Annotated in this window: 16 protein-coding genes; 8 read left to right on the plus strand and 8 right to left on the minus strand. The window is 41.2% G+C overall.

Annotated elements, in window-relative coordinates; translation table 11 throughout:
- Positions 1–22: 22 nt before the first annotated feature.
- Complete coding sequence (locus ACXAHI_RS00475) at positions 23–3,088, minus strand: efflux RND transporter permease subunit (RefSeq protein WP_474845116.1); 3,066 nt, start codon at positions 3,086–3,088, stop codon at positions 23–25.
- An 11-nt stretch (positions 3,089–3,099) separates the two neighbouring features.
- Positions 3,100–4,302 (minus strand): efflux RND transporter periplasmic adaptor subunit, encoded by a 1,203-nt coding sequence (locus tag ACXAHI_RS00480; protein ID WP_474845118.1) that lies wholly within the window; start codon positions 4,300–4,302, stop codon positions 3,100–3,102.
- A 285-nt stretch (positions 4,303–4,587) separates the two neighbouring features.
- Between ACXAHI_RS00480 and spxA the strand changes: the two genes are divergently transcribed.
- A complete protein-coding gene (gene spxA / locus ACXAHI_RS00485; RefSeq protein ID WP_474812350.1) occupies positions 4,588–4,986 on the plus strand; it encodes a transcriptional regulator SpxA in 399 nt (132 codons plus the stop codon).
- A gap of 36 nt (positions 4,987–5,022) precedes the next feature.
- On the opposite strand, the gene ACXAHI_RS00490 is transcribed toward spxA, so the two are convergent.
- Entirely contained in the window at positions 5,023–5,694 is a 672-nt protein-coding gene (locus ACXAHI_RS00490) for a TerC family protein (protein WP_474845120.1), read from the minus strand.
- Between the two features lie 268 nt (positions 5,695–5,962).
- Here ACXAHI_RS00490 and mecA point away from each other — a divergent pair, with 268 nt between their 5' ends.
- The 3 genes from mecA (at position 5,963) to pepF (ending at position 9,835) form a co-directional block, all read left to right on the plus strand.
- The gene (gene mecA, locus ACXAHI_RS00495) at positions 5,963–6,643 is read left to right on the plus strand and encodes an adaptor protein MecA (RefSeq protein ID WP_474845122.1); all 681 of its coding nucleotides are present in this window, start codon (positions 5,963–5,965) and stop codon (positions 6,641–6,643) included.
- 109 nt (positions 6,644–6,752) lie between these two features.
- Positions 6,753–7,925 carry a competence protein CoiA gene (locus ACXAHI_RS00500; RefSeq protein ID WP_474845124.1) on the plus strand — a complete coding sequence of 391 codons (1,173 nt, stop codon included), beginning with the start codon at positions 6,753–6,755 and terminating at the stop codon, positions 7,923–7,925.
- A 95-nt stretch (positions 7,926–8,020) separates the two neighbouring features.
- Positions 8,021–9,835, plus strand: coding sequence for an oligoendopeptidase F (gene pepF, locus ACXAHI_RS00505; RefSeq protein WP_474845126.1), 1,815 nt, complete (start codon positions 8,021–8,023; stop codon positions 9,833–9,835).
- 32 nt (positions 9,836–9,867) lie between these two features.
- On the opposite strand, the gene ACXAHI_RS00510 is transcribed toward pepF, so the two are convergent.
- The 4 genes from ACXAHI_RS00510 to ACXAHI_RS00525 form a co-directional block, all read right to left on the minus strand.
- Positions 9,868–10,041 carry a hypothetical protein gene (locus ACXAHI_RS00510; protein ID WP_270181646.1) on the minus strand — a complete coding sequence of 58 codons (174 nt, stop codon included), beginning with the start codon at positions 10,039–10,041 and terminating at the stop codon, positions 9,868–9,870.
- 84 nt (positions 10,042–10,125) lie between these two features.
- Entirely contained in the window at positions 10,126–10,953 is an 828-nt protein-coding gene (locus ACXAHI_RS00515; RefSeq protein WP_270182048.1) for a ClpXP adapter SpxH family protein, read from the minus strand.
- Between the two features lie 89 nt (positions 10,954–11,042).
- Positions 11,043–11,438, minus strand: coding sequence for a globin domain-containing protein (locus ACXAHI_RS00520; protein WP_474845128.1), 396 nt, complete (start codon positions 11,436–11,438; stop codon positions 11,043–11,045).
- Between the two features lie 112 nt (positions 11,439–11,550).
- A complete protein-coding gene (locus ACXAHI_RS00525; protein WP_474845130.1) occupies positions 11,551–12,129 on the minus strand; it encodes a CYTH domain-containing protein in 579 nt (192 codons plus the stop codon).
- Between the two features lie 146 nt (positions 12,130–12,275).
- Here ACXAHI_RS00525 and ACXAHI_RS00530 point away from each other — a divergent pair, with 146 nt between their 5' ends.
- The 4 genes from ACXAHI_RS00530 (at position 12,276) to ACXAHI_RS00545 (ending at position 15,107) form a co-directional block, all read left to right on the plus strand.
- Positions 12,276–12,659, plus strand: coding sequence for a UPF0738 family protein (locus tag ACXAHI_RS00530; RefSeq protein WP_474845132.1), 384 nt, complete (start codon positions 12,276–12,278; stop codon positions 12,657–12,659).
- A 23-nt stretch (positions 12,660–12,682) separates the two neighbouring features.
- Positions 12,683–13,315 (plus strand): GTP diphosphokinase, encoded by a 633-nt coding sequence (yjbM, locus tag ACXAHI_RS00535; RefSeq protein WP_270181650.1) that lies wholly within the window; start codon positions 12,683–12,685, stop codon positions 13,313–13,315.
- 19 nt (positions 13,316–13,334) lie between these two features.
- On the plus strand, positions 13,335–14,132 hold the full coding sequence (locus ACXAHI_RS00540) for an NAD kinase (protein ID WP_270181651.1): 798 nt from the start codon (positions 13,335–13,337) through the stop codon (positions 14,130–14,132).
- A gap of 69 nt (positions 14,133–14,201) precedes the next feature.
- A complete protein-coding gene (locus ACXAHI_RS00545) occupies positions 14,202–15,107 on the plus strand; it encodes an RluA family pseudouridine synthase (protein WP_474845134.1) in 906 nt (301 codons plus the stop codon).
- On the opposite strand, the gene prpE is transcribed toward ACXAHI_RS00545, so the two are convergent.
- Positions 15,079–15,813 carry a bis(5'-nucleosyl)-tetraphosphatase PrpE gene (prpE, locus tag ACXAHI_RS00550; protein ID WP_474845136.1) on the minus strand — a complete coding sequence of 245 codons (735 nt, stop codon included), beginning with the start codon at positions 15,811–15,813 and terminating at the stop codon, positions 15,079–15,081. The genes ACXAHI_RS00545 and prpE overlap by 29 nt on opposite strands.
- Positions 15,814–15,869 lie beyond the last annotated feature (56 nt).

Below are 15,869 nucleotides of genomic sequence, written 5' to 3' on the forward strand. Positions count from 1 at the left end.
CCACGTGGCTTTCCTTTTTTTATTATTCTGCTGCTTCTCGTTTTTTATCAAGTCGTTTTTGTTTTCTCAAATCGATCAAGTAATAAACAACAGGAATGAAAATCAATGTAATAAACGTTGCAACGGTTAATCCAAATACGATGACGATCGCCATTGGTTGTTGAATCTCAGTACCTTCTCCAAACCCAAGAGAGAGTGGTACAAGACCAAGAATCGTTGTGAGAGCCGTCATTAGAATCGGTCGTAGTCTTACAGGACCAGCTTCTAGGATAGCTGACTTCGTGTCCATTCCAGTTGCGCGGAGCTGGTTGATGTAATCCACTAGTACAATCGCGTTGTTTACGACGATACCGGTCAATATGAGCATACCGACGAGTGAACCGACTCCTAGAGGCTGGAAAGTAATGAGTAAGCCTACAATGATTCCGATAGCCGTTAATGGAACGGAGAACATGATGATAAACGGGTAAAGGAAGGATTCAAACTGACCTGCCATTACCATATAGACGAGCAAGATTGCGAGCGCAAGGGCACCTGAAAGCTTGAAGAAAGCATCGTTCATCTGTTCGTCCTGTCCACCAAACGTAATTTTGTACGCGTTGCTTGGAAGAGGCACGTCTTTGACCAGCTTCTCTCGTATCTCGTCTGTTACGGTGCCAAGATCTCGATTTAAGAGGCTTGCGGTAATCTCGACCTGTCGTAGACGATCACTTCTAGTGATTTCTGATGGACCCAATCCTCGATTGATCTCAGCCACTGCAGATAGAGGAATCTTTTGTCCTGTTTGCGTTTCGATCAATAAGCTCGAAAGCGAATCGAGGGAATCTGTGTACTTTTCTTCCACGGTTAATCGAATATCGAGTTGCTTCCCATCTCTCGCAAGGTTACTTGCTACTAACCCTTGAGTTGCGTTCGAAACGGCAGTTGAGATTTGAGTGCTTCCGACACCATAGCTCGCCGCTTTTTCTCGATCGATCAAGATCTGTACTTCAGGGTTGTTCGACTCGATGCTAGAAGTGGGCTCCCTGACGCCGTCAACTTCTGAGATACTCTTGATCACATCTTCTGATAATTCTTTCAAGACATCTAGTTCTGGTCCGATGATGTTGATTGCGATTGGATCCGCATTGAAGCCAGAATCACTTGCCGATACCATGATTTCTGCGTTCGGAATGTCTTTCAGCTGAGTTCGAATTTTTTCAGCAACTTCGAGGTCAGACGAGTTTCGATCACTGATCGGGACGAGCAATACACTGTATGTGGCCCGGTTCGTTTGGCTGCCTGCTCCTACGCTGAAATTATCTGTACCACCAGCCGTAAGGTATGAAAGCTTTACTTCTGGTATGTCTTCTAATACGTTATCGATTTCTTCTGTCACATTTGTCGTCGCATCTAGTGAACTTCCTGCTGGTAGCTTTGCAGATATATTCACGAAGCTTTGGTCTTGAGCAGGTAAGAACTCTGTGCCGATAAACGGTGTTCCTGCAGCAGATAAGACCAATAAGCCAATCGTTAAGCCAACTGTTTTCTTTGGGTGTCTTAGTGACTTATCTAGCAAGCGTTTGTACCATCCGTTCAATCGTTCAAATCTCAGTTGAAACCCTGATTTGGATGCGTTTCGGTTCATTAAGAGAGACGATAGTAACGGTACGATGATCAATGCTGTGAACAACGATGCAAGAAGAGAAAACGTCACTGCGAGTGCTAAAGGCTTAAAGAGCTGTGCTGCAAGGCCAGTAACGAATACAATCGGTAAGAATACGACAACAGTGGTGGTTGTTGACGCTATGATCGCACTTCCTACTTCTTTCGTACCTTCTACAGCTGCATCTTTAATCGACTTTCCTTCTTGCCTTAACCTGTAAATATTCTCGAGTATGACGATCGAGTTATCTACCATCATACCTACCCCTAGGGCTAATCCACCGAGTGTAAGTAAGTTAATCGTTTGACCTGAAAAATACATCAAGATGAATGCGCCTACGATGGAGATTGGAATCGAGAGGCCGATGATCAGTGTGCTTCGTATGTTTCTTAAGAAGAGATAGAGCACAGCTGCTGCAAGAATACTCCCGATAATGATGTTCCAAACAACGGCACGAATGGATTGGTTAATAAATTTTGCCTGATCAAAAACGGTTTTGATCTCCATATCAGAAGGAAGGGAAGACTCGATTTCCTCTAACTTTTCATTGATCTGACTAACGACTTGAACGGTGTTAGAGCCAGACTGTTTCTGTATAGAGAACCCTATTGCTGGTTCTCCGTTTAAATAGCTTTCCTGTGCGGAAGGCTTCATTGTTTCTTCAATCGTGACGAGTTGATTCAATTTGATCGGACCATTTTCAGTTGGAACCGATAAATTTTTCAAGTCATCAACAGATTCAAATTCCCCGGTAACCCGAAGTGGCAGGTTTTTATTCTCAGTTTCGATCGAACCACTTGGGATATTCAGGTTTTCTGAACCGATAAGCTGCTGAAGGTTCGTTAGCGTAACGCCATATTGACTGAGTCTGTCTGGATCAGCTGTAAGTCGAATTTCTTTTTCTAACTGTCCTTCTATTGTAACGGCTGCAACACCAGGTACGGAATCGAGTGCAGGCTTAATCTGATCTTCAATCGTTTGTTTGATCTCGGTTAGTTCTTCTTCAGATCCTGCAACACCTAACTGCATGATAGGGATGTCACTAGGGTTGAACCGTAACACTTTTGGAATCGGAACATCTGAAGGAAGAGAGTCCCGGACAGCATCGATTTGCTCCCGCATATTGAGGGTGGCAAAGTCCATATCTGTCCCCCATTCAAACGAGACCAAGATCAATGCGCCACCGTTTCGTGAGATAGATGAGATGCTTTCAACGTTTGGAAGTGTACCCATCACGTTTTCTAAAGGAGATGCGAGTAGGTTTTCTACTTCTTCAGGTCCTGCGCCTTCATATGTAACCGTTACGGCTGCAACGGGGAAAGTTAAATCAGGAAAAAGGTCAACAGGCATATTACGTAAGGAAACCGTACCGATGATGAGAATGAAAACGATGACCATTCCCATAGCGATCGGACGAAAAACAGAAAGTTTAGCAATATTCATTTCGTTTCAACTCAATTCTGTACCTGTATTTCAGATGTTTCGGATAGACGGTCTTTACCATTCGTAACGACATCATCTTCAGTTGTTAGCCCATCTGTTATTTGGATATTCTCATTGGATTCTGCACCTAACTTAACCGAAACTTTTTTCACTTTCTTTCCTTGTGAGACAAAGACGTATGTGTCGTCTTCTCCATATACGATCGATTCTTTCGGTACGACGAGCGCATCTTCGACCACATCGGTTTTAATAAAAGCTGTCGCCTTCATGCCGCCTTTGATTTTATTGTCTTTGTTTTCAAGTTCGATATCGATCACAAACGAGCCTGTTTGTTCATTTGCTGTTGGTGGAATTTCGCTAAGTTCCCCAGAAAAGGTACCATCAATTCCATCGAAAGTAATGGAGACTTTTTGCCCTTTTGAAAGTTTACTGATCTGAAAGCTGTTAACTTGAAATGATGCGACGACTGGGTCCATGTTGACCACAACAGCGAGTGGAGAGTTAGGAACGGCAGTGGCATTTTCCTCCGCGTTGATTTGAGAGATAACGCCTGTGATCGGTGATTCGATCGTTGTGGCGTTAAGAACATCTCTAGCCTGATTCAGACTTGCGCGTGTTTCAGCAAGCTGAGACTCTAGCTGAGTAACGTTTCCAGCCGACATAGACGGGAGTGAGGCTGCAGCTTGTGAAAGCTCCGCTTGTTTAATCGCGACTTCTAAACTTTCTTTCAACACGTCTGAAGCAGTTACTTCTTCTGTATCGATTTGGTTAAGCAGCGTTTGAGATCGCTCTAACGATGCGTTCAGTTCTTCTTGCATTGCTTTTAACTCTTTCGCATTTTTCTCTGCTTCACTTGATAACTGCTTTGCTTGAGCGACTGCTTTTTCAAGTTCGTCGACTGCATTTGAGAGGTTGGCAACGTTTCGCCTTGCAGCCGTATCATCCAATGTTGCGATGAGATCTCCTTTTTCAACTGAACTACCTACTTTAACGTTCAGTTCGACGATTTCTAAAGGAGAAGGAGCTACGAGGGGAATCGTAGTGCCAGGGATAGCTTGTCCTGTTAATTCAAGCTCATCAGATAATTCGGTCTTCTTAACGTCTGCAACCTCTACAGGGATCGGTTGATCTTTAGTTTCGGTACTCGTTATTTCAGGAGTGCTACATGCGCTTGTAAGTACAAGCACTCCTGCTAAATAAATCGCTTTCTTCATTATTGTTCACCTCAAAAGTAGTGTCTCTTGTACGAATACTATCATGTGGAAAAGTGTGGTGCTTAAATAAAATAAAACATTTTGAAACAATTTATGTTTAGAAGGGCAACGATGGGGGAAGTAGAAGATAGAATCAGATTTACATGTATAAGAATTGTACAACTTAATTGCAACTTTTGTCATCACCCTAGTTATTTTTTTCACAGTGTAGTATAATATAAATTGTGAGAAGATAATGTTTCTAAATAAAGAATAATGTTTATTTATAGAAAGGAGCCAATCCTTATGGTAACACTCTATACATCTCCAAGCTGCACATCTTGTCGAAAAGCAAAAGCATGGCTACAGGAGCACGACATTCCATTCACTGAAAGAAATATATTTGCTGAACCACTCACTATTGAAGAGGTTAAAGAAATCCTTCGTATGACTGAGGACGGAACAGATGAAATTATATCAACTCGCTCAAAAACATTCCAGGAATTGGGCTTGAATTTAGACAACGTTTCACTTCAGGAATTGTTTGAGCTCATTAGTGAGTACCCTGGATTGCTTCGTCGTCCGATCATTCTAGATGAGAAGCGTCTACAGGTGGGTTATAACGAAGATGAAATTCGTCGATTCCTTCCACGTAAGGTTCGCACATTCCAACTTCAAGAAGCTACACAGCGTCTTGTAAATTAATAAAAACTTCTACAGGAGATTCCTGTAGAAGTTTTTTTAGTTAACCGCTTTGTTAGCTTTCCTTTTATAATACCAACCTCCGATGATAATTATTAATAAGAATAACCAGTGTGTTGGATATTCTAATGACGGGTAAGTGTAATAGAATGATTTAAGTTCAGGAGCATTTGTAAGCATTTTTCCTGCAGTTAATGCGAGTATTCCCGCTCCAACGTAAATGAGAAGAGGGAAGCGGTTCAAGGCATGGAGGATCATTCTGCTTCCCCATACGATGATGGGGATAGAGATCAGTAAGCCGAAGACGACGAGATAAAGTTTTCCGTTCGCTGCTCCTGCAATAGCAAGTACATTATCAAGCCCCATGATTAGGTCAGCGATGACAATCGTTCTGATCGCACCCCAAAAGGAAAATTTAGAGTCGATCGTTTCTGTACTCTCATCATCCTTCAGAAGCTTGAGTGATATAAGAAGTAAGAATAGACTTCCGATGATCAACAAGTAGGGAAGAGTTAATAAATAGACGGCAACAATGGTTAGTGCTATTCTTAGACCTACAGCGAGTGCTGTACCGATCAAAATTGCTTTACCTCTGTTGGATTCAGGCAAATTTCGACAGGCAAGAGCAATGACGACTGCATTATCACCTCCGAGTACGATATCGATACCGATAATGAACAAAATCGAAGTGATGATTTCTGTTTCGAACAATGGCGCCAACTCCCGGATTTAGTTAAATTTTACAATCATGACAGGAGCATACAGGGGCAAGCTATACACATAAATATTTATATCGTGTATATGCTGTAATATGAGTGAAAAACAAACGTTTTTTTATTTCCATTCTTTGAAGTTTTATCATAGAATGGTATTACAAGAGAAAAGCGGTTTGGTTTAATCGCTTGAGGGAATGAAACAATAAGGAGTATCCCAGAGGGAATAGCCTTCCGGTTAAACAAACAGGAGGGAGAGAAAACGGATGGAAATAGAACGAGTCAACGCAAATACATTAAAATTCTTTATCACGTATAGGGACATTGAAAATAGAGGATTTGATCGAGAAGAAATTTGGTACGATCGAGAAAGAGGAGAAGAGCTGTTCTGGGAAATGATGGATGAAGCGCATCAGCGAGAGCAATTTTCACTGGAAGGTCCGCTCTGGATACAAGTACAGGCCTTAGAAAAAGGTTTGGAAATCATCGTTACACGTGCGCAAATGTCTAACGACGGCTCTAAACTTGAATTACCGATCTCTGAAGATAAACAATTGGATCTTCCAATCGATGAGAATATTGATAAAATTTTAGACGACAAATTCACGATTCAAAATAGTCATGAGACAGAGGAAGCAGAGCAGCTTGAAGAAGAAGAACTCACCTTCACAATTGGATTTAAAGATTTTGAAGATGTAATCTCTTTAGCTCATGGATTTGATGCAGATGGAGTTGAAAACGGGCTGTACAATTTCGAAGACAGATATTACCTCCACGTTGTTTTTGACGAAGCATTGAGCGAAGATGATCAGGATAACCGCTTGAGCCAGTTGTTAGAGTACGGATATGAATCAGATCTAACAGTTCACAGGATGCAAGAATACGGTAAGGAAATTCTCTCTGAACAGGCTCTTGAACAGCTCCGTGTTCACTTCCCACTCTTATAAACCATTGCCGATTTCAATAGGAAATCGGCTTTTTTTTATTTTATAAATAGAGGAAAGTTGTGAGAGCGAAGAGAATACTATCGCATCTAACTAAAATTGAGGTGAATAGATGTTAAAAGCTGTATCAAGCGTTGGATCAATATTGAATTTTGCTGAGAACGAAGAAGGGTTAGATTCTCTGATAAAGCTTCGTAAGACTACTGACTTTTACTGCCCAAGTTGCAGTGAATCAGTCGTTATGAGACTCGGTCAGAAAAAAGTTTGGCATTTTGCCCACCGTGCCCATGCCCCTTGTGTCGATCCGTGGGAAGTTGAGTCTAGCTATCATCTTTCGGGCAAAGAACAGCTTTACCGCTGGTTAAGAAATGAGTACTCAGACGTTGAAGTAGAGACTTACTTACCAGAGGCCCGAAAACGCCCAGATCTCTTTTTAAAGGCACGTAATCTTGCTATCGAGTACCAATGCTCTCCTATAGAAGAAACACTCTTACATCACCGCTCAGACAGTTATTATCGAAGTGGGCTCGACGTATGGTGGATCTTTGGTAAGAGTCGGCTCAAAAGTAAATATCGTTTTATCCACTCGGTAAGTTCCATGGAGTGGGCAGCTGTCAAAATGATAAACCATACCCCAACACTCTTTTATTACTGTCCACTTGAAAAACGATTTTCCCTCGTTGTACCACAGTATAGTTTGACTCCTACAAAAATCGTTTGTACTTCACACATAATCTCTCTTAAAACCACCTCGATTACTTCTCTTTTTCAGCCTCACGAAACAACACTCTCTCACTCTCACCGCAATTGGATCTGGCTTAAACAAAAACGAATCTGGCGAATGAATCCTCATGGCGAAAAAAGTTATGCTTATTTTTATATGAGGAAACTTTTATACAAAAAGGGAGGGACACTCAGACTGTTCCCTTCAGAAGCCGGCATCCCCTCATCCTCAAATTATTGGATCGAAACTCCAGCGTATTTATGGCAATCTTGGATTACCTTAGTTTTCCTTCAAAACCTGCGTCCCCACTCAACGTTTACACTTCATCATCTTACTACTTCATTCAAAGAACTCATTTCTCGTGGAATTATTAAAGTACGGACTCAATCATTCGAAGAAGGTATAGAACTCTCCCTGAAAGGTTACCTTTCGCAACTCATCACGTTATCTGTTCTCAAAGACAGGGGAGATCGGTATGAAAAACTATACCAACCCACTATGCATCATTCTGTAGAAATCGCTTTAAAATCAGATGAAAGAGTACTTTCAAATCTTAGCTAACATGCGAGTATTGTCGAGCGAAAATGTAAGAATAATAAGAGAAATATGATAGGATAATTAATGTAATGTGAAAATTTGATGGAGGTGTATGATAGATGGAAAACAAAACAAAAAATGCATTGCCAAAACGTGAAGATATTCCTGTAGAAGATACGTGGGATTTAGAAGCAATTTATGAGAATGATCAGAAATGGGAAGAAGAATTCAAAGAAATCAAAGCACTTATACCTGAGATGGAAACGTTTAAAGGAAAACTGAGTGAATCAGCTGAGACGCTTTATGCAGGACTACAAAAACAAGATGAAATCACTAAAAAACTAGGAAAGCTTTTTACATACGCACACATGAGGTACGACCAAGATACAACAAACTCAACGTATCAAGGGTTGAACGATCGAGCATCAAATCTTGCGACACAAGTCAGCAGCGCTCTTGCGTTCGTAGTACCAGAAATCTTAAGTATTCCTGAGAAGGAAATCCAAACTTATTTGAAAGAAAATAAAGATCTTCAGTTGTATGCTCAAGCACTCGACGAAATTAACCGTCAGCGTCCACATGTTCTTTCAAAAGAAGAAGAAGCGATTCTCGCTGGCATTAGTGATGTTACGAATAGTTCGAGCAACACGTTTGGGATGTTAAATAATGCAGATATGAAATTCCCTACGATTGAAGATGAGAACGGTGATGAGGTTGAAGTCACTCACGGTAGATTGATCCGTTTCCTTGAAAGCAGTGACCGTAGAGTAAGGAAAGATGCCTTTAAAGCCGTTTATGACACGTATGATAAATTTAAAAACACATTCGCGAGCACGCTGAGTGGAACGGTCAAGCGAGATAACTACTATGCGTCCGTTCGTAACTACGATTCTGCTCGTCAAGCAGCACTAGATAATAACAATATTCCTGAAGAAGTGTATGATAATCTCGTTGAAACCGTAAATAGTCGCTTAGACTTGTTGCATCGTTACGTAGATATTCGTAAAAAAGCGTTAGGATTAGATGAACTCCATATGTATGATCTCTATACACCTTTAGTTCCAGACGTAAAGATGGAAGTGAAGTATGAGGAAGCGAAGGATTATATTCTGAAGGGGTTAACGCCACTAGGCGAAGAATATGAAAACATCTTAAAAGAAGGGTTTGAAAATCGCTGGGTAGACGTTCAAGAAAACGTTGGGAAGCGCAGTGGAGCTTATTCATCAGGCAGCTACGGTACGCGACCATACATTTTGATGAACTGGCAAGATAACGTGAACAACCTTTTCACGCTTGCACATGAGTTTGGTCATTCCGTGCATTCATATTACACAAGAGAGAACCAGCCATATCCATACGCTAATTATTCGATTTTTGTAGCAGAAGTGGCGTCTACCACTAATGAATCTCTTCTGAATGACTACTTATTAAAGAATACAGCAGATAAACAAGAAAAGCTGTATTTGTTAAATCATTATCTTGAAGGATTCCGTGGAACGGTGTTCCGTCAAACGATGTTTGCTGAATTCGAGCACTTGATTCATAAGAAAGCTCAAGAAGGGGAACCATTGACTCCAGACTTGCTTTCGAACTTGTATTATGAGTTGAACAAAAAGTATTTCGGTGAAAACCTAGTGATCGACGAAGATATTGCACTTGAATGGGCAAGGATTCCTCATTTCTATTACAACTATTATGTATTCCAATATGCAACAGGATTTAGTGCAGCGGCATCTTTATCAAAACAAATTCTTGATGAAGGCGAACCAGCCGTTTCACGTTATATTGATTTCTTAAAAGCCGGAAGCTCTGACTATCCGATCGAAGTATTGAAAAAAGCTGGGGTAGATATGACATCATCAAAACCGATCAGCGACGCGTTAGATGTGTTTGAATCCATCCTAGATGAAATGGAAAACCTGCTCTTCTCATAATAAAGCAACCCGCCTAACTACAGGCGGGTTTTTTAGTGAAAGCCTTTAAATTGGTTGCGCTTGTTGAACATGCTTACTGTAAATAAAATTGAAAAAAACAGAAGAAGAATCCCTACGATCGAAGGGATGAACTTTAGAAGCCCCATAAGAAAAACTCCAAAACTCAAAGCCACTAGTATCAACCCAAATAGTACAGTATAAGACATCCTTTCTCCTCCTCAATAAAATAAATATGAAACCTTTTCGTTTTTAGACCGTAAAAAAGGAACGAGGGAATTTTTCCCCGTTCCTTAAGATTGAGAAGTCGATCGCCAGAAGCAACCATGTTTCACTGGTACTTGTGCGGCTTTTTGTTTCAGTGCGAGTTTTTTCATTTCAGCATTTGCTTCTTCAAGGCTTAAATCATAAACAACTGCAACCTCTTTCGTCGCAACGAACTGATAGCGCTGCAAGAAATGTTCGATGGAAGGTAGAGGCTCAGGTTCCGGTTCTTTTTTCAGCATTTCATGTAAAATGCTAACGTACACTTCGTAATCGTAAAGACCCGTAATCTTCAGACCTTCCTCTTCGATGTTTTCGTTAAAGAAAACGAGTGTTGGAAGTTCATTCACTTCCATTTCAGCTGATATCTTTAAATCACATTGAAAAGCTCTGATCGATGCTTGAGAGTGCAGGTCTTTCTTAAACTCTTCCACATCTAGGCCAGTATCTTTAGCTGCATTGACGAGGTTCTCTTCTTTTGTCATGTTTTGCTTTTCGATGAAGAGAAGTTCTCTCATTTTACGAAGGAATCGAAGACCCTGCAGCTTTCCTTGAAGCTCTGCTGCTTTGATCGCGATCGAAGCGATGTATGGTGTATCGATCGGATCTTCAAACCAGAGATCCCCATCGCATGACATGCCAGATCGTGTAGCAGTTCGCTCCCAGCGTTTCGCAACATCTGCGTGGGTTTTGATGCCTTCTGTTTTCCTTTTAAAGGAATTGAACGTTTCAACATTTCCGCCCACAAGATGCCTTATTCGAAATGTATGTCCATATTCAAGATGGAGTTTTTTTATGACGGGTTCAAGTCCCCAGCAATCAGGGCATAACGGATCGACGAAAGAGTATATTTCGATCGGCTTGCTTTTCTGGGATAGCGTTGAACAAGTGTCGGTATCTCCGTTTGGATTGTAAGAATCGCAAAACGAACCTGTCTCTTTCGGTGTCAATTCGATTCTCCTTTCTCTTCCGGATTACCCGTGTTGACCATATGGTGGGCTGTGAATGTGAGTCTATTTAATAAATGTTCTTTAAGATCGATCTCTAATTCAACTTCGTCCATCGCATCTTCCATACAAGTTAGCCAAGCTGTAGCACGTTCTGGTGTGATTTCAAATGGTAGATGTCTTGCTCTTAACATAGGATGCCCATGTTCTTCAGAATATAGAGGAGGACCTCCTAGAAATTGTGTTAAAAATTGTTTTTGCTTTCGAGCTGTCTCGTCCAAGTCAGCAGGAAAGATCGGTTTAAGTTTCGGATGTTGTGAAACTCTGTTATAGAACGCGTTCACAAGTTCATCTAACTTTGAACGTCCAATTAATTCATACATGTTTTGTTTCATATTGCTCTTCCCCTTTGGAAATTAGAACCTTATTACAGTTTTATTTTAGCAACCTCTATATGTAACAGCAAATAATCTGGTTTGCAATGATTCCCATAAAAAAACAGAAGCGCTACAGTTGCTTCTGTTTTTCAATGAAAAAACGCTGTATTTTGTTCTTAGCTTTTCTAATTTCGATCCCATGCTTCTCTAATAATTGGTAGAAAGCACGTTCTCCTTCTTCAAAATCGGTTACTTCAAATTCCAATTCGTAGTCTTCACACCCGAGATATTCACTGTGATCTAGAACGAGGAGGCCAGTTGGAAGCTTCACTTCTGCACGATGAGTCGTTAATGACCCGAGATGGAATAGGTTCTCAGTAAGACCGAGCTTCACTACTTGTTGGTACACATCTCCTGTTGGTAATTGTCCAGTTTCTTTAATCGACTGAAATGTTTCTTCAGTTATTATCTGATGCGTCTCTAATAACCCCTTTTGTGCTGGCTCTTTCAAGGTTAGTACAAGCTTGTCATTCTTTTTCCTTACACGTAGTGCTGCACCTTGATCCCGTAGAATGAATTTCCGTGAGTCAAAATAGTCGTTTGTTTGTGTTTTTATATCACCCTGTGATAACTCATAAGAAGCTAATAACGCGTCATATTCTTGTTCGGTTAGCATATTTTTAAATTCGATCTCGATTTCTTGAGCCATTTGTTGAGCCTCCAATAGGGAATTTCTTTATCTATCGAAATTATGTCATAAGTAGGTGATTAGGACAACACAACTGAAATTACCCCATTCGATGTGATAAACTGTATGGTGGTACATAAAGCATTTGCAAGGAAGGAGAGGTATTTGTGGCATTACAATACCAGGTAACAAGAGGAGAAATGAAAGAGGAGAATACAACCTTTTATATCGATGAGAAAGCGGATTTAACTAGTTATTCTGCAACTGGGAATATGCTTGTAGATTCAGACAACCTCTCATTTGTTTATCTACTAGATGGTGATGAAGGGTATACATATATTCGTTTTAACAAGGACGTGTGGTCTTCTTTAAAAGGTATTCTAGATAAAGAATTGCCTGTTTTGCTTGTTGATGAGACAGGGGATAAGCTCGAGCTTGTCGAAATAAAAGAAGAGCTCGCTTATTTAGTTGAGAATATCAAAGGGAATTCTAACTATGGAAATGAAATGAATGAAGCTGTAGAGAGCGTATTTCTAACAGCTACTTCATAGACATTGTCGTTGGTGGTGGTAGGATGAATTGGGAAGAGTTTTTGGCGCCATATAAGCAGGCTGTAAACGAGCTGAAGGTGAAGCTTAAAGGCATCAGAGATCAATTTGAAAAAGCGGATGATCATACGCCTGTGGAATTTGTTACAGGAAGAGTAAAGCCGATTCCAAGTATTATGGACAAAGCGAAAAGAAAAGATATTCCAACGAATAAGCTACAGGAAGAGATGCATGATATCGCTGGGTTACGGGTGATGTGTCAGTTCGTTGAAGATATTAACCGTGTGATACAGCATTTACGTAACAGAAAAGATTTTGAAATCGTGGAAGAGCGGGATTATGTAACGAATCAAAAAGAGAGCGGGTACCGCTCTTATCATGTCGTTGTCCGTTACCCTGTTCAAACGATTCACGGTGAACAGATGCTTCTCGTTGAGATACAGATCCGTACGCTCGCAATGAACTTCTGGGCAACGATCGAGCACTCCCTTAACTACAAATATAACAAGAAGATTCCGAGCAACATCCAAAGGAGACTTCAACGAGCAGCAGAAGCTGCTTCAAGATTGGATGATGAAATGTCGGAGATTAGGGGAGAAATAAAAGAAGCTCAAAAAGTGTTTATGCAAAAGAAAGAAAAGGAAGAGAAAGAAAACTAAAGTAGATGAGGTGCCAAAAGTGAAGTTTGCTATAAAGTCGAAAGGGGATCAAACGTCGAATCAGCTACAGCAGCGCATAAAGAACTATTTGCGTGATTTTGATCTAGAGTACGATGAAGCAGAACCTGATATCGTGATCTCTGTTGGTGGCGATGGCACGTTGCTGCATGCTTTTCATCATTATCAAGATCGATTGGACGATACAGCATTTGTCGGTGTACATACTGGACACCTTGGGTTTTATGCAGATTGGGTGCCTGAGGAAGTTGAAAAACTTGTTATTCATATTGCGAGGACGCCATTTCAAATCGTTGAATACCCTCTTCTTGAAGTAACGGTTCGTTACCTTGATAGCTCGAAAGAAAATAGGTATCTCGCTTTGAACGAATGTACGGTGAAAAGCGTCGAGGGCTCTCTAGTAATGAACGTTGATATTAAAGGAGATCTTTTCGAAACATTCAGGGGAGACGGCCTTTGTATTTCGACTCCTTCAGGAAGCACAGCTTATAACAAAGCGCTTGGTGGAGCGATCATCCATCCAGCCCTGCCGTCGATTCAGCTTTCCGAGATGGCATCGATCAATAATCGGGTATTTCGAACGGTTGGCTCCCCGCTCGTTTTGCCGCAGCATCACACTTGTTTGTTAAGACCTGTTAATGACGTGGATTTTCAGATTACGGTCGACCACCTTTTCTTACTTCAAAAAGATGTGAAATCGATTCAATATCGTGTTGCAGAAGAAAAGATTCGATTTGCTAGGTTTAGACCTTTCCCATTCTGGAAGCGCGTTAAGGAATCGTTCGTCGATGATGAATAAGTTCAAAAGCAGTCCAGTTCATCAAAAGAGCTGGACTGCTTTTCTATCTAGTGAAGGAGGTTGTGCATCATGAGCGCCTTACAGTTTAACTGGAAGGTAGAAGAACGCCATGACGGAACTTTAGTGAGAGAATTTCTGTTAAGAGAGAAAAGCCTTTCAAGAAGCATGCTGACGGATATAAAGTTTAAAGGTGGAAGCATCCGTGTGAATGGAGAAATAAGGAACGTACGGACGACTTTGAATACAGGAGATAGCGTTTCAGTAACGTTTCCAGAAGAAAAGATTAGTGAGAGCATGAAACCGATCGAGATGAATTTAAGGATTACGTTTGAAGATGACCACTTCTTACTTATCAATAAGCCGTCAAACCTGCCTACGATTCCGTCAAGGCACTCAGAAAGCTCGCTTGCTCAAGGCGTTCTCGCTTACTATCGAAAGCATGATTTAAACCGAACCGTACACCCGGTCAATCGACTCGATCGTGATACATCAGGTCTCGTTCTCTTCGCAAAGCATCGTTACGCCCATGATCTTCTTTCACGTCAACAAAAAAACAAAACGATGAAGCGAACGTATTATGCGATCATTCATGGCGTGATTGAACAAAAAGAGGGTGTGATCGATCAACCGATTGGTCGAAAAGAAGGCAGCATCATCGAGAGGGCTGTAAGAGAGGATGGACAGAGAGCCATTACTCACTATCGAACGATTCGAGCGAGTTCTACAAAAAGCCTCCTTGAAATCAAGTTATTAACCGGAAGGACACATCAAATCCGAGTTCACTTGTCTTCGATCGGTCATCCTTTATTAGGAGATGATCTTTACGGAGGAAAAAAAGGAGTGATAGACCGACAAGCTCTTCATAGTAAGAGCATTGCGTTCTATCACCCCTTTCTTGAAAAAACACTTACGTTTACTGCTGAATTGGAAGAAGATATGAGAAATGTTATGGAAATGCGTGGAACTTCTCTTTAACAAGTGGTAAGGAAGAAGGAACGGAAACGGTCGTAAGTTCAGGATATTTTAGTGCAGTTAACTTACCTCCAAACACGCAACCTGTATCGATGTTGACGGTTCTGTTGATCCATCGTGGCTCCTCGACCGGCGTATGGCCATACACGATGAGAGGGGAGGCCTTATAAGTAGCTGCCCAATCTCTTCTTACTGGCATGCCGCTCGCGTGAGTTTCTCCCGTCACATCTCCATATAAGACAAAGGTTTTAACCTTCTTTCCAGATTGGCCGATATACTTTTCTGGCAGCCCTGCGTGCGCCACAATGAGCTTCCCATTATCGAGTGTTAAATAGAGAGGAGACTCTTCATAGAGGGTAGTAAACTTGTCGATGATGTCTTCTCTCTTTGCACTTGATAGCTGAGAAAGTTCCTCTACGGTTGTTTCTAACCCATGCTTTTGCTGGACGTTCCTACCGATCATATAGCGGTAGAGCTTATTACAATGATTGCCGGGGCAATAATAGGCTTCTCGTTTTTCAACGAGCTTTGCAACGACTTCAATAACGTTTAGGGATTGTGGACCTCTATCCGTTAGATCTCCGAGGAAGACAAGCTTTCTGTTTTCAGGATGAATAGGGGTCTCGTTCTTCCATTCGTAGCCTAACTGATGAGTAAGAGATACGAATTCGTCATAACAGCCGTGTATGTCACCAATAATATCGAACAATGTACGTCCTCCTTTATGCGATTAACCATTCCCTACTTTCATGGTTCACATTCTTG

The sequence above is a fragment of the Anaerobacillus sp. ABD4_527 genome, from assembly GCF_056160805.1.

Coding starts and splice junctions, on each gene's coding strand:
- ACXAHI_RS00475 (WP_474845116.1), bottom strand. CDS start 3,088: ATGAATATTGCTAAACTTTCTGTTTTTCGTCCGATCGCTATGGGAATG.
- ACXAHI_RS00480 (WP_474845118.1), bottom strand. CDS start 4,302: ATGAAGAAAGCGATTTATTTAGCAGGAGTGCTTGTACTTACAAGCGCA.
- spxA (WP_474812350.1), top strand. CDS start 4,588: ATGGTAACACTCTATACATCTCCAAGCTGCACATCTTGTCGAAAAGCA.
- mecA (WP_474845122.1), top strand. CDS start 5,963: ATGGAAATAGAACGAGTCAACGCAAATACATTAAAATTCTTTATCACG.
- ACXAHI_RS00500 (WP_474845124.1), top strand. CDS start 6,753: ATGTTAAAAGCTGTATCAAGCGTTGGATCAATATTGAATTTTGCTGAG.
- pepF (WP_474845126.1), top strand. CDS start 8,021: ATGGAAAACAAAACAAAAAATGCATTGCCAAAACGTGAAGATATTCCT.
- ACXAHI_RS00510 (WP_270181646.1), bottom strand. CDS start 10,041: ATGTCTTATACTGTACTATTTGGGTTGATACTAGTGGCTTTGAGTTTT.
- ACXAHI_RS00520 (WP_474845128.1), bottom strand. CDS start 11,438: ATGAAACAAAACATGTATGAATTAATTGGACGTTCAAAGTTAGATGAA.
- ACXAHI_RS00525 (WP_474845130.1), bottom strand. CDS start 12,129: ATGGCTCAAGAAATCGAGATCGAATTTAAAAATATGCTAACCGAACAA.
- yjbM (WP_270181650.1), top strand. CDS start 12,683: ATGAATTGGGAAGAGTTTTTGGCGCCATATAAGCAGGCTGTAAACGAG.
- ACXAHI_RS00545 (WP_474845134.1), top strand. CDS start 14,202: ATGAGCGCCTTACAGTTTAACTGGAAGGTAGAAGAACGCCATGACGGA.